The sequence below is a fragment of the Pantoea sp. genome (assembly GCF_028283705.1).
Classification (GTDB): Bacteria; Pseudomonadota; Gammaproteobacteria; order Enterobacterales; family Enterobacteriaceae; genus Pantoea.
Genome location: NZ_JAPWKD010000032.1, coordinates 581418 through 603272 on the forward strand (window position 1 = coordinate 581418; position 21855 = coordinate 603272).

Below are 21855 nucleotides of genomic sequence, written 5' to 3' on the forward strand. Positions count from 1 at the left end.
CTTTGCTTCAAGTTGATAATAATAAGGCAGACATCTTAGAGGAAAGCGTCTGACTCTTAAATACGCAAAAGCCCCTGAAAAAATCAGGGGCTTTATCATTAAGGGCAATAATCAGGCTATTTTTTCCGCAGAAACAATAATCTGCTGCAGATTATACAGCGTAATCAGTGACTGAAGTTTATCCGTGATACCGCTAAACAGCGGCGTGCTGCCCTGCGCCCTGGCAATCTCGCGCAAATGAACCAACAGCGCCAGTCCGGCTGAGTCCACCCTGTCGAGTGCAGCCACATCAATGGTCTCAATATTCACCATGGCCGTTTCCCGTTCCTGCCACAAGGACAGCAAGGTGTCACGGTCCAGCTTGCCACTCAGGGCCAGCGTGCTGGCAGTACGCTGCCAGCGTAACGGTTCGCTCATTATTGCTGCTTATCCAGAGTGATTGGCTGAGCCGCAGAGGCTTTCAACTGCGCGGTCAGACCATCGATACCTTTGGTACGCAGCAAATCGCCCCACTCATTCTGTTTGGTGGTGATCATACTGATGCCTTCTGCCACCATATCGTAGGCCTGCCAGTTACCCGTACGGCTGTTTTTGCGCCACTGGAAATCAAGGCGTACCGGTGGACGACCGCTCGGATCGAGAATGGTGACACGGATTGCCACAATATCGGCATCGCCAATCGGCTGTTCAGGCTGAATTTGATAGGTCTGACCGTGGTAGAGTGCCAGCGCCTGGCCATATGCCTGTGCCAGATAATCGCCAAAGGCCGCGAAGTAAGCATCACGCTGTGCCGGTGTGGCATCACGGTAGTAACGACCTAACACCAGCGCACCCGCATACTTGATCTGCACATAGGGCAGCAATTCCTGACGCACGATATCACGCAGATAATTAGGATCCTGCTTGATCTTCGGTTGCTCGTTCTTCAGGCGAGTGAAGGTTTTCGCCGCCGCTTCATCCATCAGTTTATAGGGATTGCTCTGGTCCGCTGCCGTCACGGCCAGTGGAACGATGGCCAGCATGGCAATCATCAGTAAACGTTTAAACATCGTGTTTTACCTCTGGGGTTATTCAGTTGCTGCAGGCGCGCTCTCCGCACCCTGTTGTTTGTTATCGTTTTTGTTGTCGCCGCTCTTGTAAAGGAACTGGCCAATCAAATCTTCCAGCACCATCGCTGATTTGGTATCACGCAGCGTGCCGCCATCTTTTAGCATAGACGACCCCAGATCCGGGTCATCGAAGCCAAGATTGAGCGCCAGGAACTGTTCCCCCAGTAATCCCTGGGTACGAATCGCCAGTGAGCTGGTGTCCGGTATTTTGTTGGCGTATTGGTCGCTGATGTCCATGGTGACGCGCGGCGACAGGGTTTTATCATCCAGCGAAATATCCGTCACACGACCAATCACCACACCGCCAATCTTGACCGGCGAGCTCACTTTCAGGCCGCCGATGTTATCGAAGGTGGCATATAGCTTCCATGTGGGTTCAGTCCCCAGTGATTTCAGGTCAGCAACACGCAGGCTGAGAAACAGCAGTGCCAGTAGTGCCAGCAGCATGAAGACGCCTACCCAAATTTCGTTTTTCTTGCTTTGCATTGCATCATTTCCCAAACATCAGTGCTGTCAGCACAAAATCCAAACCGAGTACCGCCAGTGAAGCATGTACCACGGTACGCGTCGTTGCCCGGCTGATCCCCTCCGACGTGGGGATAGCATCATAACCGTTGAACAGCGCAATCCATGTCACCGTAATGGCGAAAACCGCGCTTTTGATAATGCAGTTGATAATATCAGTGCGGAAATCCACCGCGTTCTGCATCGCTGACCAGAAGAAGCCAGGATCAATACCTTTCCAGCTGACGCCAACCAGCGCACCACCGGCAATCCCCACCGCCGTAAAAATCAGCGCCAGCAGCGGCATACTGATAAAACCGGCCCAGAAACGTGGTGATACCACGCGTCGCAACGGGTCAACCGCCATCATTTCCATGCTGGAGAGCTGCTCTGTGGCTTTCATCAGACCAATTTCTGCGGTCAGCGCCGAACCGGCACGCCCGGCGAACAACAACGCGGTAACCACCGGGCCGAGTTCGCGCAGCAGCGACAACGCCACCAACATGCCGAGACTGGTTTCCGCGCTGTAGGTGGTCAGGACCAGATAGCCCTGCAACCCAAGCACCATGCCGATAAACAGCCCGGAGACGATAATGATCAGCAGAGACATTACGCCCACGCTGTAGAGTTGCTTGATCAGCAACGGTGCATGTTTGCGAAACGCCGGTTTTCCCACCAGCGCATGAAACAGCATCATCCCTGCCCGGCCAAATGCCGCACAGGTGTTAATCCCCTGACGTCCAAGTGACGCCAGCGCCTTTAACAACATCAGCTTAGGTTCTCCCTGCATGGGTCAAATCGGCCAGATAATCCCCGGCCGGAAAGCGGAACGGCACCGGGCCGTCCGCATGCCCTTCAATAAACTGACGCACGCGTGGATCGGGGTTGGTCCGCAATTCAGGCGCGCTTCCCTGAGCAATAATTTTTTGCCCGGCAACAATATAGGCATGATCGGCAATGCTCAAGACCTCTGGCACGTCGTGCGAAACCACGATGCAGGTCACCCCCAACGCGTGGTTCAGCTCGTCGATCAATTTTACCAATACCCCCATGGTGATCGGATCCTGGCCGACAAAGGGTTCATCGAACATGATCAGATCCGGTTCCAGCGCGATCGCACGCGCCAGCGCCGCACGGCGCGCCATCCCGCCGGAGAGTTCCGCCGGTTTGAGTTGTGCCGCACCACGCAATCCTACCGCTTCCAGCTTCATCATCACCGTGCTGTGCAACAGCGATGGCGGAAGTTGCGTATGCTCCCGCAGCGGCCAGGCCACGTTATCAAAGACGCTGAGATCGGTAAAAAGTGCACCTGACTGAAATAACATGCTCATTTTTTTACGCACTTCATACAATCTGCGGCGTGAAAGTGAGGGAATGTTTTCGTCACGAAACCAGATTTCACCTTTATCTGGCTGGAGCTGGCCACCAATCAGGCGCAACAGCGTAGTTTTCCCAATGCCTGATGGCCCCATAATGGCGGTCACTTTACCTTCGGGCACCGTTAATGAAATGTCGTCGAAGATGGTGCGATCTCCGCGCGAAAAGCTCACGCCACGAACCTCAACCAGATTCGTTTGCTGCTGGATCATCTTTACCTCTTAATGGGGATCGGGCGTTATCGTATCCCGGGATGGTAGCCTGTAAGTCCAAGATGCACGAGAGTTTTACAGAAACTTACCCACCCGGTTTGGCGAAAATAGCCTTAAAATTTACTTTTGCCTCTCAGACAGTCAAAATCAGCGCCTGTTTCACTGCACTAATGTTTATACCCGTCGGGCAACGCGTGCCGACACATCTGGCCATCAAGGATTTTTCATGTTCGTAGCCACTGCCCTGCTGTTCATTGGATTGATTTTACTGGCTTACGGCGCTGACCGATTAGTATTCAGTGCCGCGATCCTCAGTCGATCCTTCGGCATACCCCCGTTAATCATCGGCATGACCGTGGTCAGCATCGGCACTTCGCTCCCTGAATTGATCGTCTCTTTTTCAGCGGCGCAGCACGGACAGATGGATTTAGCAGTAGGCACTGCGCTGGGTTCGAACATCACTAATATTCTGTTAATCCTCGGCGGAGCGGCCCTGCTGCATCCTCTAACCGTCCATTCCAATCTGATTCGCCGCGAACTCCCGTTAATGCTGCTGGTCTCATTGCTGAGCGGGATTATGTTGTTTGATAATTATCTCAGCCGCCTTGATGGCGTAGCCTTGCTGCTGATTGCGCTGGGTTATCTGCTGGTGGCGATCCGGATCGCACGGCGGGCCGAGCGTGAAAATAACGACACCTTAACGCGCGAACAATTGGCGGAGCTGCCGCGTGACGAGAGCGGCAATACCGTTGCCTTTCTGTGGCTCGCCGTTGCACTGCTGATCCTGCCGATGTCTACCCGCATGGTGATCGATAACGCGACCGTATTTGCCGATTACTTCGACGTAAGCGAACTGGTGATGGGGTTGACGTTAATCGCCGTTGGCACCAGCCTGCCGGAACTAGCTACCGTCATCGCTGGTGCGATGAAAGGCGAGGACGATATCGCCATCGGCAACCTGATCGGTGCCAATATTTTTAATCTGGCCATTGTTCTGGGCCTGCCCGCGTTGATTCATCCGGGCAGCATTGATCCCCATGCCTTTGCCCGTGATTACTGGGTGATGTTGGGTGTCAGCGTGCTGTTCGCCCTGTTGTGCCTGCAACGCCGACGCCGAATTGGCCGGGCGGCAGGTGCCTTATTGTTAGCAGGATTTATCGTGTGGGTGTGCTGGCTGTGGCTTAGCCCCATGTTTATCACAGGTTAATAAAGGACAGACTGAGTATGTCACATCAGCAACCGGATTTTGACTTTCAACAGGCAGGCAGAGCGGTGCTGCGTATTGAGCGTGAAGGCCTGGAACAACTCGATCAATATATAAATGACGACTTCTCACGCGCCTGCAAAATGATCTTTGCCTGTCGGGGTAAAGTGGTGGTGATGGGGATGGGCAAGTCCGGACATATTGGCAAAAAGATCGCCGCGACCTTCGCCAGCACCGGCACGCCCGCATTCTTTGTTCATCCTGCAGAAGCCAGCCATGGCGATCTGGGGATGGTCAGTACCAACGATGTGGTGATTGCCATTTCGAACAGCGGTGAGTCAAACGAGATACTCGCGCTGGTACCGGTGCTGAAACGCCAGAAAGTTCAGCTGATCTGTATCACCAGCCGTGCCGATAGCGCAATGGGCCGGGCCGCCGATGTCCATCTATGCGTAAAAGTGCCGCAGGAAGCCTGCCCGCTCGGTCTGGCCCCCACCACCAGCACCACCGCCACGCTGGTGATGGGGGATGCGCTGGCGGTGGCACTGCTGGAAGCGCGCGGCTTTACGCAGGAAGATTTTGCATTGTCCCATCCAGGTGGCGCATTGGGGCGTAAACTGTTACTGCATGTCAGTGACATCATGCACAGTGGCGACGAGATCCCTCATGTCACGCGTGATGCATCATTGCGTGATGCGTTGCTGGAAATTACGCGGAAAAATCTCGGTCTGACGGTGATCGTCGATGATCTGATGAAAATTGAAGGTATCTTCACCGACGGTGACTTACGCCGGGTGTTTGATATGGGTATCGATTTCCAGTCAGCCCGCATTCAGGATGTGATGACCCGTGGTGGCATCCGCGTACGCCCCAATCTGCTGGCGGTGGATGCCCTTAACCTGATGCAAAACAAAAACATCACTGCATTGCTGGTGGCCGATGACGATCGCCTGCTCGGTGTGGTACATATGCATGACATGCTGCGCGCCGGCGTGGTCTGAACAGGAAAAGAACATGAGTGTTGAAACACCCGCAGTGGAAACCTGCTATGGTCCGGTGAGCGCAGAAATCATGGCGCGAGCAGCGCAAATCCGCCTGCTGATTTGTGACGTTGATGGTGTGATGTCAGACGGCCTGATTTACATGGGCAACAGCGGCGAAGAATTGAAAGCCTTTAACGTACGCGATGGTTATGGCATTCGTTGCCTGCTGACCTCGGGCATCGAAGTGGCTATTATTACCGGCCGCAATGCCAGACTGATGGAAGATCGTTGTAAAACCCTCGGCATTACGCATCTTTATCAGGGACAATCGGATAAGCTTTTGGCCTGGCGTGAACTCCTGGATAAACTGTCATTATCTGCCGAACAGGTAGCGTATATCGGTGATGACCTGATCGACTGGCCGGTCATGGCGCGAGTCGGTCTCAGTGTCGCCGTTGCCGATGCGCACCCGATTCTGCTGCCGCGCGCGCATTACGTCACCCGCATTGCCGGTGGCCGCGGTGCAGTACGTGAACTTTGCGATCTGATCTTAATGGCGCAGAATAAATTTGAGGATGCCAAAGGGCAATCAGTATGAGTAAAAGCAGGCGTTGGATAACGCTGATTCTGGCCTTAATCGCTCTGGTGCTGATCGGCTGGAATCTTACCAACCAGGATGAGAGCAAAACACCGGTTGCCACCAACGATCAGGAGCCGACCTATACCAGCTCGACTTCTCACACCGTGGTATACAATCCCGATGGTGCGCTGGCCTATAAGCTGATTTCGGATAAAGTTACCTACTTTGATGCCGATCAACTGAGCTGGTTCGAAAATCCGGTGATGACCACCTATGACGTGAACAAAATTCCAACCTGGTCTGTTCGCTCGGATAAGGCAAAGCTCACCAAAGATCGTATGCTCTATCTATACGGCCACGTTGAAGTAAACACCCTGACGCAGGATTCCGAGTTACAGCGCATCAAAACGGATAATGCGGTAGTCAATCTGGTTACCCAGGATGTCACTTCAGACGATCAGGTCACCCTTTATGGCCGCAGTTTTAACTCTACTGGCATGAAGATGCGCGGCAACTTACGGACAAAAAATGCCGAGTTGATTGAAAAGGTCAAATCCTCCTATGAAATCCAAAATGAACAAAAACAGCCTTAAGTTACTGCTGGTCAGCGCCCTGTTAGCCACCAGTCTGCCCGCTCTGGCATTAACAGGAGACTCGGACAAACCCGTCAATATCGTTTCAGAAAACCAGGCGCTGGATTTGCAGGGTAATGTCGCCACCTTCACCGGCAATGTGATCGTGACCCAGGGATCGATCAAAATCACCGCTGACAAAGTGGTGGTGACCCGTCCGGGCGGCGATAGCAAAAAAACCATCGTTGATGCCTGGGGCAACCCCGCGACTTTCTATCAAATGCAGGATAACGGCAAGCCGGTACAAGGCCATGCTGCCAAGCTGCACTACGAACTGGCCAATGACTTTGTTGAGCTGACTGGCAACGCTTACATTGAGCAGCTGGATAGCAATATCAAAGGTGATCGCATCACCTATCTGGTGAAAGAACAGAAAATGCAGGCCTTCAGTCAGGGCCAGAGCAAACGCGTGACCACCGTACTGGTGCCGTCGCAGTTGCAGGACAAAAACGGTTCATCCCAGAGCCAAAAGAAGAGTAACTAATTTCTATGGCCACACTGATCGCTGAAAACCTGGCGAAAGCCTATAAAGGCCGCCGCGTGGTAGAAGACGTTAGCCTGCAGGTGAAATCCGGCGAAATCGTCGGCCTGCTGGGTCCCAACGGGGCCGGTAAAACCACCACCTTCTACATGGTGGTAGGTATTGTGCCGCGTGATGCCGGTCGCATCGTCATTGATGATGAAGACATCAGTATCCTGCCACTGCATGCGCGCGCGCGCCGTGGCATTGGTTATCTGCCGCAGGAAGCATCGATTTTCCGTCGCCTGAGCGTTTACGACAACCTGATGGCGGTATTGCAGGTTCGTGATGATCTTAGCGAAGAACAGCGCCAGGACCGTGCCAATGAACTAATGGAAGAGTTCCACATTGAGCACCTGCGTGACAGCATGGGTCAGGCGCTTTCCGGTGGTGAACGCCGCCGTGTGGAGATTGCCCGTGCACTGGCCGCCAACCCTAAATTCATCCTGCTGGATGAACCGTTTGCGGGTGTCGACCCCATTTCCGTCATTGATATCAAGAAGATCATTGAGCATCTGCGCGATAGCGGGCTGGGCGTGTTGATCACCGACCACAACGTGCGCGAAACCCTTGCCGTTTGTGAACGCGCTTACATCGTCAGCCAGGGGCATTTGATTGCCCACGGCACCCCCGATGAAATACTTGCAGATGAGCAGGTTAAGCGTGTTTATTTGGGCGAAGAGTTCAGACTCTGATAAGGTGTCGTAACCTCCGACGTTTGCTTAGGAAATTCAATCCGGATTATGAAGCAAGGTTTGCAACTCAGGCTCAGCCAACAGCTGGCGATGACACCCCAGCTGCAGCAGGCAATCCGCTTGCTGCAACTCTCTACGCTTGAACTCCAGCAGGAATTACAACTGGCGCTGGAAAGCAATCCATTGCTTGAACAATCAGATCTCCATGAAGAAGTAGACACACGGGAATATCAGGAGAGCGAAGCGCTCGATACTCGAGAGGCACTCGAACAAAAGGATATGCCGGAAGAGTTGCCGCTCGACGCCACCTGGGATGAGATCTACACCGCCGGTACGCCTTCAGGCACCGGGACCGATTATCAGGATGATGAATTGCCGGTGTACCAGGGGGAGACGACGCAGTCATTGCAGGACTACCTGATGTGGCAGGTCGAGCTGACGCCCTTTACTGATACTGACCGTGCCATTGCGACCTCGATTGTGGATGCGATTGACGATACCGGCTACCTCACCGTGACGTTGCAGGATATCTGCGACAGCATTGGCGATGAGGAGCTGACGCTGGACGAAGTGGAAGCGGTACTGAAACGCGTGCAGCGTTTTGACCCGGTCGGTGTCGGTGCACGTGATTTACGTGATTGTCTGCTGGTCCAGCTTTCACAATATGCCAGTGATATACCGATGCTGGCCGAAGCGCGCCTCATCGTCAGTGAACATCTCGACCTGCTGGCCAATCATGATTTCCGCAGTCTGATGCGGGTGACGCGTCTGAAAGAAGATGTGTTGAAAGATGCCATGCTGCTGATTCAGTCGCTCGATCCGCGTCCGGGCCAGTCGGTGAATACCAGCGAACCGGAATATGTCATTCCTGATGTGCTGGTACGCAAAACCGGCACACGCTGGACGGTCGAACTGAATGCTGACAGCGTGCCACGTCTGAAAATCAACCAGCATTATGCCGCGATGGGCGGAGCTGCGCGTAACGACAGCGATAGCCAGTTCATCCGCAGCAACCTACAGGAAGCCCGATGGCTGATTAAGAGCCTGGAGAGCCGCAACGACACGCTGCTGAAAGTGACACGTTGTATTGTCGAGCAGCAGCAGGCGTTCTTTGAGCAGGGCGAGGAGTATATGCGCCCCATGGTGCTGGCGGATATCGCCTCAGCCGTGGATATGCATGAATCCACGATTTCGCGCGTCACCACGCAGAAGTATTTACATAGCCCGCGTGGCATCTTTGAACTGAAGTATTTTTTCTCCAGCCATGTGAACACCGAAGGCGGTGGCGAAGCCTCTTCCACGGCAATACGTGCGCTGGTGAAAAAATTGATCTCTGCGGAAAACCCCGCAAAACCCTTGAGCGACAGCAAACTGACCTCCATGTTATCTGAACAGGGCATCATGGTGGCCCGCCGTACGGTTGCTAAGTATCGCGAGTCTTTGTCCATCCCGCCCTCGAATCAGCGTAAACAGCTGGTTTGAATGTATTGAGAAGGAAGACCTATGCAGATAAACCTTACCGGACTGAATGTAGAGATTACCGAACCGCTGCGCGAATTTGTAAATAGCAAATTTGCCAAACTGGAACACTATTTTGATCGTATCAATCAGGTCTATATTGTTCTGAAAGTGGAGAAGGTAACGCAGATTGCTGATGCAACCTTGCATGTGAACGGCGGGGAGTTGCACGCGACATCGGAAGCGGAAGATATGTACGCGGCCATTGACGGATTGATCGACAAGCTTTCCCGTCAGTTGACTAAACATAAAGACAAACTGAAAAAACACTAACCTTCACGCTTGCAGAGTGCTGACCGGTTCGGCACTCAGAGCACAGAATGGGGCGGGCTGACCGCCCCGTTTTGTCATCTGCGCAAGCGCCAACAGGAGAACCTGCATTTTCCCCGCTAACGGGTTAAAGTGGGTGATCCTCGCGGCTATGTGAACTCGCAAGTGAAACGATGATGAACAACGATCTGACACTGGAATTGAGCTCGGTCCTCACGCTGGACTGCACCCGCAGCGGCGTACACTGCCAGAGTAAAAAACGTGCGCTGGAAATTATCAGCGAGCTGGCAGCTAAGCAGCTCAATCTGCCTCACCAGACGCTTTTCGAAGCAATCCTCACCCGTGAACGCATGGGCAGTACCGGTATTGGCAATGGCATTGCTATTCCGCATGGCAAGCTGGAGGAAGACACCCTGCGCGCCGTAGGTGTGTTTATCAGCCTCGATCAGCCGATCGCCTTTGACGCGGTCGACAATCAGCCAGTAGACCTGCTGTTTGCGCTGCTGGTGCCGGCGGACCAGTGTAAAACCCATCTGCATACGCTATCGCTGGTGGCTAAACGCCTGGCAGATAAAACCGTCTGTCGTCGTCTGCGCGCAGCGCAGAACGATGAAGAACTCTATGCCATTATCACAGAAGCACAGGACGACCATCCTTAAGCGACAGACACTTTTACCGGCCAGGGTGCCGGTTTAAAACGGGAGAAATGTGATGGTGCTGATGATCGTTAGCGGTCGGTCAGGCTCAGGAAAATCAGTCGCGTTGCGTGCGCTTGAGGACATGGGATTCTACTGTGTCGATAATCTGCCAGTGGTGCTGCTGCCCGAACTGGCAAATACGTTAACCGAACGCAATATCTCAGCCGCCGTCAGTATTGACGTGCGGAACATGCCCGAATCGCCGGAGATTTTTGAAACTGCCCTCAATAATCTGCCGGAGTCCTTTGCGCCGCAGCTTTTGTTTCTAGATGCCGATCGCAACACGCTGATTCGTCGCTACAGCGATACCCGCCGCCTGCATCCGCTTTCCAGTAAAAACCTGTCACTGGAGAGCGCCATTGATGAGGAAAGCGATCTGCTGGAGCCGCTGCGTTCACGCGCCGATCTGATTATCGACACCTCGGAGATGTCGGTGCATGAGCTGGCCGAGATGCTGCGGACCCGTCTGCTGGGTAAACGCGAACGTGAATTGACCATGGTGTTTGAATCCTTTGGCTTCAAACATGGTATTCCAATCGATGCCGATTATGTCTTTGATGTTCGTTTTCTGCCTAACCCGCACTGGGATCCGAAACTGCGTCCGATGACCGGCCTCGATCGTCCGGTGGCGGCGTTTCTCGATCGACATACCGAAGTACATAACTTTATCTACCAGACGCGCAGTTACCTTGAGCTGTGGCTGCCGATGCTGGAAACCAATAATCGCAGTTACCTCACTGTCGCCATTGGCTGTACCGGGGGTAAACACCGTTCGGTGTACATTGCCGAACAGCTGGCCGATTACTTCCGCTCACGTGGAAAAAATGTGCAGTCCCGTCATCGCACCCTGGAAAAACGCAAATCATGACCGTGAAGCAGACCGTTGAGATTCGTAACAAGCTGGGGATGCATGCCCGCCCGGCCATGAAACTGTTTGAGCTGGTGCAGAGTTTCGACGCTGAAGTACTACTACGCAATGAAGCCGGAACGGAAGCCGAAGCCAGCAGCGTAATCGCACTGCTGATGCTGGATTCCGCTAAAGGGGGCCATATTGAGATCGAAGCCAGCGGACCGGAAGAGACTCAGGCACTGGCTGCGGTGATCGAATTGTTTGAAGCGGGTTTCGACGAAGATTAATCGCCTCAGTGCAACTTGTAGCGATTCAGAAAACCTTCCCCACCCAGCTGGCGCATCTGCCGCATGATCCATTGCTGGCGTTGACGAATATAGCCTGAAGGCGCGTCGGCGCGGAAACGGATCGGATTCGGCAGGACTGCCGCCAGCAGAGCCGCTTCCGACATCGTCAGACGGCTGGCGGGTTTGTGGAAATAACGTTGTGACGCCTCCTCCACACCGAATACCCCATTGCCCAATTCCGCGATATTCAGATAGACCGTCAGAATCCGGCGCTTGGTCCATACGGTTTCAATACCCACCGTCAGCCCGGCTTCCAGACCTTTTCGCACCCAACTGCGCCCATCCCACAGGAACAGATTTTTTGCGGTCTGCTGTGAAAGCGTCGACGCACCTCGCATGCGTTCATCCCCTTCGTTATCGAGCACCGACTGGATCGCTTGCACATCAAATCCCCAGTGGACCGGGAATTTTTGATCTTCAGAAGCAATCACCGCCAGCGCCATCCACGGAGAGATCTGATCCATACTGACCCAATCGGAATGCGCCACGTAATCAAAATTGCCGCTCAGCCAGGCCCCGAGCTGTCGTTGCACCATCACCGCGGAGAAAGGTACCGGCAAAAAAGAAAACAACAAAATTGCCGCCAGCCAAATACCCAACCAGGCGAGCAGGAATTTTGCCATTATCACTTTAATACGTTGCCGAAGTTTCCCTTTATTCTTACTCATCAAATTTACTCTTACCTGTTCCCTGTATTAATCAATCACTCCGGTCACGATAACACTCAGCGACACCCGGGTGCTAAAAATTACTCAGTGACCAGTTGATTTATCAAACAAAGTCATTACCTGCGCAACTATCGTTCCTTTAATAGAGCCAAATACATCAATCACTTCCGCTATTAAGGAATCGGTTCCATGTTCAAACTCTCATCGGAAGAGTTCGTTATGGACAATTAACCGAATGTGATATGAGTCACACCAAATGATTCACCATACTTAACATTAAGCCTTCTCAGCGTTTGAGCATGTTCATTGATTAACGAAAGCATTATGAAAAAAATGTGTAATTTCGCAGCAGATACTCTGTGACTTCCGCCATTTGTGGTAAAGCATTTTATATGACATTTGGTTTACATACAGGGTTAAAACCATAAACCGGAACTTTCTGTCGACGGTTTCCAAAACGTTTTGGATAACCCGGGCACTCTTCCCATATTCGCACCATTTTTCAGTCGGTTAACCTGAAAAAAAACAAAAATTTTGCCACCAGCTGGCTTTCGCTGCGCTTGTCGGGTTTTTCTGCCGCTTCAGCACGTTATGATCACAGCAAAAATAGAACATTTGGTCAAAAATAACACAATGAGGCAAAGAAATTGATTCCTTGCTTGACTGTGTCATCAAATTAATGTTTTCTGTATTTAAACGCTGCTCAACATCACACAATTTAATGAATCTTGTCACAACTGATGACGAATTTGCTAAGGTGTTTTGGAAGCGTTAACCAATACCACGCTGTTGCTCAGGATAGACCTCAAATAATAGCAACAGCGACAATTTCCCTGGTGTTGGCGCAGTATTCGCGCACCCCAGTTTCGACTGGGGTCATTTTTTTCTAAGGCTTGTTACTTTCCCGCGCGGCTACCCACTCACGTAATACGTTCACGTCGTGTCGCCATTCCTGTTTTAACTCATCAATCCATTCCTGAACATTATCCCACCATGCAGGTAACTCCGGTGACTGAATTTGTTTCGCCAGCTTTTGCAGATGCAACAGACCAACAGAACCCGCTGCGCCTTTGATTTTATGCCCTTCTTCAGCAATGCCTTTCTGGTCACGCGCCATCATGTTGGAATCCAGCACATCAAGATAACCCGGCATCATCTTTTCAAACATCGTCAGACTCTGGGTGATCAATCCTGGCCCCACCAGCTCGATATATTGCTCCAGCATCGGCACATCGAGCAGCGCACGGGTTTTCTCCTCGGCCTGAGGGGCTGCCACCGGCGTATCCGCTTCAGGTTGATAATCCCAGAACTTCTTAATCATCGCCGTCAGCGCCGGTACCGCCAGTGGTTTACTCAGCACCTCATCCATGCCCGCATCCAGATACTCTTTTTTGTCTTTCAGCACGTTGGCAGTCAGTGCCACCAGCGGTGGCAATATCTCACCCGCATGACGCTGATGAATGGCGCGCGATACGTCAAGGCCTGTCATGTCCGGCAGCTGAATATCCAGCAGCACCAGATCGAACTCCTCGGGATCGAACATCTCCAGTGCTGCGGTACCGGTCATCGCCACTTCAACGCTGCAACCCAGTTTCTCCAGCACCGAACGTGCCACGATCACGTTCAGCTCAATATCCTCCACTAACAGGACATGTAGCGCGGGCAGCGGCATGCTGTCGTCAAGGTTGTCATCCTCAACCTCTTCCGCGACGCGTGGAGCCTTGATCTCGACAATGAAGCAGGAACCCTGCCCCTGCACGCTACGCACGCTGATATCGCCGCCCATCGCCTGTGCCAGGCGGCGTGACACTGCCAGCCCGATACCGGTGCCCGTTGCCGGTTTGCCACCATGCTGGTCTTTCACCTGATAATACATGGCGAAGATTTTGTCCTGTTCCTCCTGCGGGATACCCATGCCGGAGTCTTCCACCTCAAAACGCAGGGTTTCATCCTGACCATAAGCGACACGCACCACGATTTCGCCCTGCTGGGTGAACTTCACCGCATTGCCAATCAGGTTCCACAGGATCTGTCGCAGGCGCGTGCCATCGGCACAAATTTTGTGTGGCAGCGGCAGTTCAGGTGACATGACGAACTTCAGCCCTTTCGGCTGCGCCAGCAGGCCGGAGAGGTTTTCCAGATCGGACAGGAAACCGGTGAAATCGAGCGGCTGGTTATCCAGCTGCACTTTACGCCGCTCAATCTTGTCCACCTCGATCACATCATTAAAGATGTTGCCGAGGGTGATGGCCGACACATGGATGGTTTTCAGGTATTTAAGCTGCTCCTGATTCAGATCAGTATCCAGCAGAATGCGGCTCAGCCCGACAATCCCGTTCAGTGGGGTACGCAACTCGTGGCTGATGGTGGAAATAAAGGTGGTCTTTTCACGGCTGGCATTCTCCAGCGCGTCCTGGTAGCGCTTACGCTCGGTAATATCGCGGCCAAAGCCCATCAGGCCACTGCGCTTCCCGACGCGATCGTAATAAGGGACTTTACGGATTTCGAAGCAGGCTTTGCGCCCATCGGGATATTGCAGCCACTGTTCATAAGTCAGCGACACATTATGGCGGAACACCTTCTCATCGGTTTCCAGCACCTTGGTGGCGGCATCTTCATCATAGATATCACGTGGCGTCAGACCAATGAGCTGCTTTTCACTCAATCCGGTGAGCAGCTCCATCGCGCGGTTACAGCCAGAGAATTGCTTATCGATATTGCGGTAAAACACCAGGTCCGGCGAAGCATCAAGGAAAGAGCGCAGGAAGGAGGATTGCTGTTCAAGTTCAATTTGTGCCTGCTCACGGCGCGCCATTTCTTCGCGCAGCTTATCCATCACCTGCTCACGCGCCTGCTCGGCTTTAATACGGTCAGCGATTTCCTGGTTGAGTTGAGTAATGGTTTCTTTCATCTGCTGATTCAGCTCAAGATCGCGGGTGCGCATCTCTTCCAGCTTATCCACCAGCCGTGAGAGGCGCTGACGCGACTCTTCCAGTTGATCAACCACCACTGAGAGGAAATAGACCGCCCAGGGTGTAATCAGCAGACCAAAGAATACCGAACGCACCACATCGATGCTCTCGACATGGCCACGCAACACCATAGTGACGGCCATCTGTACCACCATCGCCAGCACCACCAGTGCCGAGGCCAGCAGCAGCGAAAATCGCACCAGCCCCAGTTTGACCATCAAATCAACGTAGTATTGCGCTAAAAGACGAATCTGTTTCATTACCCACTCCCTGAACGAAATCTGGCTCATGATAGCGCAATTATTGGGTATACGCGCTGACTGGCCGCGCCGTATCGCTGTTGTTATGCCCCGTAATGGTGCATTGCAGCGCAATTTCGCCGACGTTACAGTGTTTATGCGTAAAGCGCTTGACTAATTCTGCCAACTGAATAATCTGGAGGGCCGCGCTTTTGCGGCCCATTTCTCAGCACGCCGTGCTAATCAGTACCCTGGCAGCCATATTGTCCAATGGTTGCTGTTCCTTTTTGCATATCCATTCAACTTAAGCGATGTTTTAAGCACGCCCAGCATGATTAATTTTACTAATGACACCCCCCATCCTGATTCAAATATGACGCCATAAGAAAAACAGATACATCCTGTGCACGAAGTGTCCTTAACAGCATTTTATGCTGAAAACACCACCAGCCCCAGCATGGTGCAGAGATTTGAAGGCTGCACCACAGTGAGACGGCTCACACTTCTTGCGGGATTGCCAACCGGTACATCGACAACTTTTTTCTTAAATAATTCATTAAAATCATATTGTTAACCAACAAAAAAGCAGATTACCCTCAATAAAGCTGGCAATTTGACCTGAGTACGCTTTCCCGATAAGTTGGAACTCCGCTGGATGCTTTCCTGTCGGGCCAGTGTCTCGGCATATCTATGCAGCAAGAAGACTCCCTCTAGATGCAAGTTATCTCCAGTTAAGAGACCCGGATTTAAGAGCAACTCGCCAAGGACGTCCATACTATGTCTTGAGAGGAATTGCTCGGTGTTGCGACGCCCGCTTATTACCGGGCGGGGTAGAAATTGATACAGCGCCTGTGAGCTGACTCAGCAGTGCTCTGTGCTTGAAATAATGCAGGTAATGTCAAAGCAGTTTGTTTAAGGAGAACCCTCAATGTCCACTCAAAAACCTTATCCCTATGGCTTGTATGATCCAACAGCGGGCAGTGATAGCTGTGGTGTAGGTTTCATTACCCGTAAGGACGGCGAGCAGACTCATGAGATCCTGCAAATGGCGCACAGCGCACTGTGCACAGTGCCGCACCGTGGCGGGATGTCGGCAGAAGGCGTGGGTGATGGTGCTGGCGTAAACGTCGACCTTTCTCTGCACTTCTTCCGCAAAATCACGGGCCAGCCGCTGGAAGCCGGCCGTTTTGGCGTGGGTAACTTCTTTGTGCCTAAAGATGGCGAACTGCGCGCCAATGCCGAACGTCTGGTCGAAGAAACCCTGGCAGCCTATAACTTCCCGGTGCTGGTAAAACGCGACATGCCGCTGGACGGCAGCGTAACGCGCCCGGCTGCCCTGCAATTCCAGCTGCCGATTGTGCAATGGGTGTTTGCTGCCCCGCAGGACATCGCCAGCCAGAACGAATTTGAGCAACGCATCTATCGTGCGCTGCTGGACATTGAAGCTCAGGCCTTTACTGAAAGCGAATTCGGCGGTCTCTACCCGCTGTCGCTTTCCTCGCGCACCCAGGTCTTTAAAGCGCGCCTGAACTCCAATGAAGTCATTCCGTATTTTAAAGATTTAACCGACCCGGACCACCATGTTCGCGGTCTGTTTTTCCATACTCGTTTCTCGACTAACACCGACCCACACACCACCATGGCGCAGCCGTTCCGCCTGATGGCCCATAACGGTGAACTGAACACTGACCGTAAAAACCGCATTGCCGAATCCGCACTGGCGCTAGCGCGTGGTAAAAAGATCGTTCGTCCGAACGGCCAGTCAGACAGCTCACGTCTGGACCAGAGCATCCACAGCCGCCTGATGGAAGACAATCTTGACCTGATCAACGCCGTGGTTTCCATGATGCCGCCAGCCTGGGAGAACGACACCTCGCTCTCAACTGAAGTGCGCGCCATGCTGGAATATTTCTCCCTGTATGAAGAGAAGAACGATGGCCCGGCAGCATTGATCTTTGGTAACGGTGAAGTGATTGGCGCGCGTCTGGACCGTCTCGGTCTGCGTCCACTGCGTTCCGTCGAGACCGCAGAATATATCGGTGCCATGTCTGAAGCGGGCCAGATTGCCTTCCCGCCGGAAAGCGTCCTGCGCCGTGGTCGTATCGAAGCGGGCGGTATGCTGTATTACGATCACCGTGAAAAACGCTCCTTCACCACGGTTGAAGCACTGGAAAAGCTGGCCGCTGAGAAAGACTACCCGGCCCTGCTGAGTGCAGCCCGTATTGACCTGCAAGATCTGCCGGAGATCCCGGCGGAGAAACTCGGATCGCCGCTGCGTTATAGTGGAGACCTCAAAACCTATCAGCGTTTTGTCGCCTACTACTACAACCAGGAAAGCTTCAAATTCATGATGGACCCGATGCTGCAAACCGGTGCTGAGAAAATTTCAGCCATGGGTTACGGCAATGCCATTAATGGCCTGTCCGATCATGAAGGTGGTATGGCGCATTACTTCTCGCAGCGCTTTGCTCAGGTCACCAACCCACCGCTCGACTCCATCCGTGAAGCGGACGGTATGACGCTGCGCGTGGCCCTGGGAGCCAAGCCGCATCTGGGCCGCAGCAAAGGCCAGCAGATTGTGGTGCCGACCCCAATCCTGACTCACCTCGATATGCTGCGTCTGCGCGAGCAGAAAGTGGCTCCGTACCAGCGCTTTGAGATGCTGTACCAACCGGTTATCGGCAAAGATATCGTCAGCCGTGCGGCTAACGCGGCGGCACTGGAAAAAGCCATTGATGACCTGGCACAACAGGTGGTGGATTTCGCCCGTCAACAGGGCGGTATCGCGGTACTGACTGACCGCCATATCTCCTCGACCCATGCAGCGATCCCGATGCTGCTGATGGTGTCTGCCATCAACCAGCGTCTGGTGCAGGAAGGTCTGCGTCTGGATGTTTCACTGGTGGTGGAAAGCGGCCAGAGCATCTCTTCACACCATATCGCCGCCACACTGGGCTTCGGCGCATCCGCCGTGTACCCGCTGGGCGTGCAGATGCGTGCCGAAGAGAAATTTGGCGAAGGCGAAGAAGGCAACAAAGCCTTTAAACGCTATGCCAAAGCCGCAGAAAAAGCGCTGATGAAAACCATGGGCAAAGTGGGTCTGTGTACCGTGGAAAGCTACAGCTGCGGTGAGTTCTTCGAGCCGAACTTCCTCGATACCAATGATCCGGTGCTGAAAAAATACTTCCCGAATATCAAAACGCCGGTCGGTGGCGCGGGCTTCCCGGCTATCGCCCAGATGGCGGTTGACTGGCATCAAAGCTCGCTGAAAATTCAGGGTGAGGCAGAAGTGCCGTTGCTCGGCCTGTTTAAAGAACGTGCCGAAGGCGCAGGACACTCTTACGGCACCATCGCCGTGCGTACCTTTATTGATATGACGGAGCAGCCGATTCGCTTTGCTGACAAAGCACGCGAAGAGGATAATTTTATTCGTCTGATGACGCTGGCGAAACTGGATAACGCTTTCAGCATTAAAGCTGACTCCTTTAAAGACAGCAGCTTCGAACGCATTCCGAACGATGTCATCGATAACTTTGCCATCACGCCGGATTATCGTCAGTTCTCCAGCCTGATGTATGCCGAACGTAAACGCCGTCCGGCGGCGCTGCGCGATATCCTTGCGCTGCCGTGTGACCTGACCCACGTTGATAGCGAAGCCGAATTTGGCCGCAAACTGGGTCGCTATTCGCTGGTCAACAACGGTTTCGCAACGCGCGGCCTGCAATGTGAAGCGGTTAACGGCAGCCTGAACCAGTTTACCCTGCGTCTGGTTGATGCCATCGCGGGCCTGAAACCGGAAAGCGAGCGTCTGGCAGCACTGGCGCGCGCACTGAAAACCCGTTTCGCCGACGAGATCGAAAGTAGCGAAGTGGTGAATAGCGCATTGCACATCACCGCTTACGGCAAAGCTGCTGACTACCTGTCACGCCTGTTTACTGCCCTGCCTTCGCTGCCGCTGGAAGAGATTCAGCCAGCGCACGAAATCACCCGTACCTTCGCGTCGGGTGCGATGAGCCATGGTGCGCTGGTGGCACCGGCACACGAAGCGGTGGCTCACGGCACCAACATGGTTGGCGGCATGAGTAACTGTGGTGAAGGTGGCGAACACTATTCACGCCACGGCACCATCCGTGCCTCACGCATCAAACAGCTGGCATCTGGTCGCTTCGGCGTCTGGGCGGCCTACCTTGCCGATCCGATGCTGGAAGAGCTGGAGATTAAAATCGGCCAGGGGGCAAAACCAGGTGAAGGCGGCCAGTTACCGGCACCGAAAGTGACGGTAGAAATTGCGGCCGCTCGTGGTGGTACACCGGGTGTGGAGCTGGTTTCACCGCCGCCACATCACGATACCTATTCCATCGAAGACCTGGCGCAGCTGATTCACGACTGTAAAGCAGCACGCGTGCGCGTCATCGTTAAGCTGGTGTCCTCCGAAGGTATCGGCACCATCGCGGTTGGCGTAGCCAAAGCAGGTGCGGATGTCATCAACGTTGCCGGTAACACCGGTGGTACCGGTGCGGCATCCGTTACCAGCCTGAAATATACCGGTCGTGTGGCTGAAATCGGCATCGCGGAAGTCCATCAGGCGCTGTGTGCCAATGGTCTGCGCGATAAAGTCCAGCTGCGTTGCTCCGGTGCACAGCAGACCGGTAGCGACGTGATCAAATCTGCCCTGCTCGGTGGCGACAGCTTCGAGTTTGGTACCACTGCGCTGATGATGCTGAAATGCGTCATGGCGAAAAACTGTAACGTGAAATGCCCGGCCGGTCTGACCACCAACGCCGAAGCCTTTGATGGTGACCCGCGTCAGCTGGCGCAGTACTTCATCAACGTGGCGCAGGAAGTGCGTGAGTTCCTCGCACGCCTCGGTCTGCGTTCACTGCGTGAAGCACGTGGCCGTTCTGACCTGCTGCACCTGATGGATCACCCGCTGGAAGTCGGCAAGCTGGACCTGCGCGCCATGCTGACCGTGGTCCCGGAGCAGAAGATCGCCAAACCGGTGTATCTGGAAAAAGATTTCTCCCTGGATGATGGCTGGGTGGAAGAACTGAAAGATCAACTGGTTGCCAAAGGCAGCCGTGCCATTGAACTGGGCGCAGGCATCACCCTTAACAACCGTAACAAAAGCGTGGGCGGCCAGCTGGCGATCGATATCGAACGCATGCTGAACCATGAGCTGTCAGCGCAACAATTAGCGGCCATCCCGGCAGTGTTTAAAGACGATCGCGGTCGTCATTATCTGGCTCCGGCCACCGTACAGATCCATACCTCCGGTTCTGCCGGACAGTCATTTGGTGCCTTCTGCAACGATGGCATGCAGATGAAACACTATGGCACCTGTAACGACGGCGTCGGCAAAGGTCAGTGCGGCGGCGAACTGGTGGTAATGTCTCCAGGCGGCGGCGCACAGGACAGCGATGGTAACGTGCTGATCGGTAACTTTGCGCTGTTTGGCGCCACCGGTGGCCGTCTGTTTGTACAGGGCCAGGCGGGCGACCGCTTCGCGGTACGTAACTCAGGCGCGACCGCTGTGGTTGAAGGCGTCGGTGACTTCTGCTGTGAATACATGACCAACGGTGCCATTCTCAACCTCGGCACCTTCGGTAAAGGCTTTGGTAACGGCATGAGCGGCGGCTTTGCTTACCAGTACGATCCGTACGGGTCGCTGGCTGCGCACGCCGCCGGAGACTCGGTGTTGTTTGGCTCCATCGCCGATGAAGACGAAATGGCGAAAGTGCACAAACAAGCGGTGCTGACCATGCTGAACTGGCATCTGGAAGCGACCAACTCGCCGCGTGCCGCATGGCTGCTGGCGAACTGGGAAACTGAGTGCCACCACTTTGTCTATGTCATGCCGCGTTCGCTGTTGCTCTATCAGGATGGCGGTGAGATTCTGAAGGCCAAGTCACGTAAAGATTTGCTGGAAGAGCTGTCAACGTCGCTGGCTGCACATCAGGTTGCGAAGTTTAAAGCGGCCTGGCGTGCCGGTAAAACCATCGCTAATGGTGCCGTCCCGGCTTACGGTGCCACCGATACGCTGGAAATGTTCGTGCTGCTCAACAACTACACCGTGCTGAGCTTCGCGCAGCAGCTGGCACTGAGCAAGCTGCCAAAAGGAACCTCGGTGGAAGATCCGGCTGTTGAGAAAGCGGTGCGTAACCTGCTGATGACAGAAGATTTCTCGCTGGTGAGCAAGCTGCAACGTCATGCGCGCTCCGCTATCGAGAACTACAACGATGACGAACTGGCAAGCCTGATCGCCTCCAAACGTATGTCGGATTACAAAGCGGCGCTGACGCAACGTAATATCCGCTCAATGGATAGCCTGGCGACCTATGGCTGGATCATCTATCAGGACGCGCGCAACCGTGATGTTCTGGGTCATCTGCCTGATTTTGAAGAGCTGTTCGCCCGCGCGGCGTTGCCGGAAATCGCAGCGGCTGTCGGAAAATTATCCTGATAGCTGAGCTATTGAAT

At 53.7% G+C, this 21855-nt stretch carries 19 protein-coding genes; 12 read left to right on the forward strand and 7 right to left on the reverse strand.

The genetic code is table 11. The features are described from left to right. Nucleotides 1–111: 111 nt before the first annotated feature. The 5 genes from mlaB to mlaF are packed head-to-tail and all read right to left on the reverse strand — an operon-like array spanning nt 112 to nt 3202. Nucleotides 112–417, reverse strand: a complete 306-nt coding sequence (gene mlaB, locus PW844_RS25670) for a lipid asymmetry maintenance protein MlaB (protein ID WP_299457870.1) — start codon at nt 415–417, stop codon at nt 112–114. Further along, nucleotides 417–1049: a phospholipid-binding protein MlaC gene (gene mlaC, locus PW844_RS25675; protein ID WP_299457872.1), complete on the reverse strand. Its 633-nt coding sequence runs from the start codon at nt 1047–1049 to the stop codon at nt 417–419. Before mlaC ends, mlaB begins: the two co-directional genes overlap by 1 nt. A gap of 18 nt (nt 1050–1067) precedes the next feature. Continuing rightward, the gene (mlaD, locus tag PW844_RS25680) at nt 1068–1595 is read right to left on the reverse strand and encodes an outer membrane lipid asymmetry maintenance protein MlaD (RefSeq protein ID WP_084872179.1); all 528 of its coding nucleotides are present in this window, start codon (nt 1593–1595) and stop codon (nt 1068–1070) included. A gap of 4 nt (nt 1596–1599) precedes the next feature. After that, nucleotides 1600–2382 (reverse strand): lipid asymmetry maintenance ABC transporter permease subunit MlaE, encoded by a 783-nt coding sequence (gene mlaE / locus PW844_RS25685; protein ID WP_299457875.1) that lies wholly within the window; start codon nt 2380–2382, stop codon nt 1600–1602. Between the two features lie 4 nt (nt 2383–2386). Then, on the reverse strand, nt 2387–3202 hold the full coding sequence (gene mlaF, locus PW844_RS25690) for a phospholipid ABC transporter ATP-binding protein MlaF (RefSeq protein ID WP_299457877.1): 816 nt from the start codon (nt 3200–3202) through the stop codon (nt 2387–2389). Between the two features lie 226 nt (nt 3203–3428). On the opposite strand from mlaF, the gene PW844_RS25695 reads away from it, so the two are divergent. The 11 genes from PW844_RS25695 (at nt 3429) to npr (ending at nt 11439) form a co-directional block, all read left to right on the forward strand. Continuing rightward, a complete protein-coding gene (locus tag PW844_RS25695) occupies nt 3429–4409 on the forward strand; it encodes a calcium/sodium antiporter (protein ID WP_299457879.1) in 981 nt (326 codons plus the stop codon). Nucleotides 4410–4426: 17 nt separating this feature from the next. Next, on the forward strand, nt 4427–5407 hold the full coding sequence (kdsD, locus tag PW844_RS25700) for an arabinose-5-phosphate isomerase KdsD (RefSeq protein ID WP_084872170.1): 981 nt from the start codon (nt 4427–4429) through the stop codon (nt 5405–5407). A 13-nt stretch (nt 5408–5420) separates the two neighbouring features. Further along, a complete protein-coding gene (gene kdsC, locus PW844_RS25705; protein ID WP_299457882.1) occupies nt 5421–5987 on the forward strand; it encodes a 3-deoxy-manno-octulosonate-8-phosphatase KdsC in 567 nt (188 codons plus the stop codon). Then, entirely contained in the window at nt 5984–6562 is a 579-nt protein-coding gene (lptC, locus tag PW844_RS25710) for an LPS export ABC transporter periplasmic protein LptC (RefSeq protein WP_084872164.1), read from the forward strand. The genes kdsC and lptC overlap by 4 nt, the downstream gene beginning before the upstream one ends. Continuing rightward, nucleotides 6531–7085 carry a lipopolysaccharide ABC transporter substrate-binding protein LptA gene (gene lptA, locus PW844_RS25715; RefSeq protein ID WP_299457885.1) on the forward strand — a complete coding sequence of 185 codons (555 nt, stop codon included), beginning with the start codon at nt 6531–6533 and terminating at the stop codon, nt 7083–7085. Before lptC ends, lptA begins: the two co-directional genes overlap by 32 nt. A gap of 5 nt (nt 7086–7090) precedes the next feature. Next, the gene (gene lptB, locus PW844_RS25720; RefSeq protein ID WP_299457887.1) at nt 7091–7816 is read left to right on the forward strand and encodes an LPS export ABC transporter ATP-binding protein; all 726 of its coding nucleotides are present in this window, start codon (nt 7091–7093) and stop codon (nt 7814–7816) included. A gap of 48 nt (nt 7817–7864) precedes the next feature. Next, on the forward strand, nt 7865–9298 hold the full coding sequence (gene rpoN / locus PW844_RS25725) for an RNA polymerase factor sigma-54 (protein ID WP_084872155.1): 1434 nt from the start codon (nt 7865–7867) through the stop codon (nt 9296–9298). Nucleotides 9299–9319: 21 nt separating this feature from the next. Beyond that, on the forward strand, nt 9320–9607 hold the full coding sequence (gene hpf / locus PW844_RS25730; protein WP_013507656.1) for a ribosome hibernation promoting factor: 288 nt from the start codon (nt 9320–9322) through the stop codon (nt 9605–9607). 173 nt (nt 9608–9780) lie between these two features. Next, nucleotides 9781–10263, forward strand: coding sequence for a PTS IIA-like nitrogen regulatory protein PtsN (ptsN, locus tag PW844_RS25735; protein ID WP_299458331.1), 483 nt, complete (start codon nt 9781–9783; stop codon nt 10261–10263). 52 nt (nt 10264–10315) lie between these two features. Beyond that, nucleotides 10316–11170 (forward strand): RNase adapter RapZ, encoded by an 855-nt coding sequence (gene rapZ, locus PW844_RS25740; RefSeq protein WP_084872149.1) that lies wholly within the window; start codon nt 10316–10318, stop codon nt 11168–11170. Then, the gene (npr, locus tag PW844_RS25745; RefSeq protein ID WP_013507653.1) at nt 11167–11439 is read left to right on the forward strand and encodes a PTS phosphocarrier protein NPr; all 273 of its coding nucleotides are present in this window, start codon (nt 11167–11169) and stop codon (nt 11437–11439) included. Before rapZ ends, npr begins: the two co-directional genes overlap by 4 nt. A gap of 5 nt (nt 11440–11444) precedes the next feature. Here the strand turns inward: npr and mtgA are convergent, their stop codons facing one another. Next, a complete protein-coding gene (mtgA, locus tag PW844_RS25750; protein ID WP_299457894.1) occupies nt 11445–12167 on the reverse strand; it encodes a monofunctional biosynthetic peptidoglycan transglycosylase in 723 nt (240 codons plus the stop codon). A gap of 886 nt (nt 12168–13053) precedes the next feature. Continuing rightward, a complete protein-coding gene (arcB, locus tag PW844_RS25755) occupies nt 13054–15399 on the reverse strand; it encodes an aerobic respiration two-component sensor histidine kinase ArcB (RefSeq protein ID WP_299457896.1) in 2346 nt (781 codons plus the stop codon). A gap of 907 nt (nt 15400–16306) precedes the next feature. Between arcB and PW844_RS25760 the strand changes: the two genes are divergently transcribed. After that, the gene (locus PW844_RS25760) at nt 16307–21838 is read left to right on the forward strand and encodes a glutamate synthase-related protein (RefSeq protein WP_299457897.1); all 5532 of its coding nucleotides are present in this window, start codon (nt 16307–16309) and stop codon (nt 21836–21838) included. The last annotated feature ends 17 nt before the right edge of the window (nt 21839–21855 follow it).

Bases quoted from the DNA above. Each gene is read 5' to 3' on its own strand.
- mlaB (WP_299457870.1), bottom strand. From the start codon at position 417: ATGAGCGAACCGTTACGCTGGCAGCGTACTGCCAGCACGCTGGCCCTG.
- mlaC (WP_299457872.1), bottom strand. From the start codon at position 1,049: ATGTTTAAACGTTTACTGATGATTGCCATGCTGGCCATCGTTCCACTG.
- mlaD (WP_084872179.1), bottom strand. From the start codon at position 1,595: ATGCAAAGCAAGAAAAACGAAATTTGGGTAGGCGTCTTCATGCTGCTG.
- mlaE (WP_299457875.1), bottom strand. From the start codon at position 2,382: ATGTTGTTAAAGGCGCTGGCGTCACTTGGACGTCAGGGGATTAACACC.
- mlaF (WP_299457877.1), bottom strand. From the start codon at position 3,202: ATGATCCAGCAGCAAACGAATCTGGTTGAGGTTCGTGGCGTGAGCTTT.
- PW844_RS25695 (WP_299457879.1), top strand. From the start codon at position 3,429: ATGTTCGTAGCCACTGCCCTGCTGTTCATTGGATTGATTTTACTGGCT.
- kdsD (WP_084872170.1), top strand. From the start codon at position 4,427: ATGTCACATCAGCAACCGGATTTTGACTTTCAACAGGCAGGCAGAGCG.
- kdsC (WP_299457882.1), top strand. From the start codon at position 5,421: ATGAGTGTTGAAACACCCGCAGTGGAAACCTGCTATGGTCCGGTGAGC.
- lptC (WP_084872164.1), top strand. From the start codon at position 5,984: ATGAGTAAAAGCAGGCGTTGGATAACGCTGATTCTGGCCTTAATCGCT.
- lptA (WP_299457885.1), top strand. From the start codon at position 6,531: ATGAAATCCAAAATGAACAAAAACAGCCTTAAGTTACTGCTGGTCAGC.
- lptB (WP_299457887.1), top strand. From the start codon at position 7,091: ATGGCCACACTGATCGCTGAAAACCTGGCGAAAGCCTATAAAGGCCGC.
- rpoN (WP_084872155.1), top strand. From the start codon at position 7,865: ATGAAGCAAGGTTTGCAACTCAGGCTCAGCCAACAGCTGGCGATGACA.
- hpf (WP_013507656.1), top strand. From the start codon at position 9,320: ATGCAGATAAACCTTACCGGACTGAATGTAGAGATTACCGAACCGCTG.
- ptsN (WP_299458331.1), top strand. From the start codon at position 9,781: ATGAACAACGATCTGACACTGGAATTGAGCTCGGTCCTCACGCTGGAC.
- rapZ (WP_084872149.1), top strand. From the start codon at position 10,316: ATGGTGCTGATGATCGTTAGCGGTCGGTCAGGCTCAGGAAAATCAGTC.
- npr (WP_013507653.1), top strand. From the start codon at position 11,167: ATGACCGTGAAGCAGACCGTTGAGATTCGTAACAAGCTGGGGATGCAT.
- mtgA (WP_299457894.1), bottom strand. From the start codon at position 12,167: ATGAGTAAGAATAAAGGGAAACTTCGGCAACGTATTAAAGTGATAATG.
- arcB (WP_299457896.1), bottom strand. From the start codon at position 15,399: ATGAAACAGATTCGTCTTTTAGCGCAATACTACGTTGATTTGATGGTC.
- PW844_RS25760 (WP_299457897.1), top strand. From the start codon at position 16,307: ATGTCCACTCAAAAACCTTATCCCTATGGCTTGTATGATCCAACAGCG.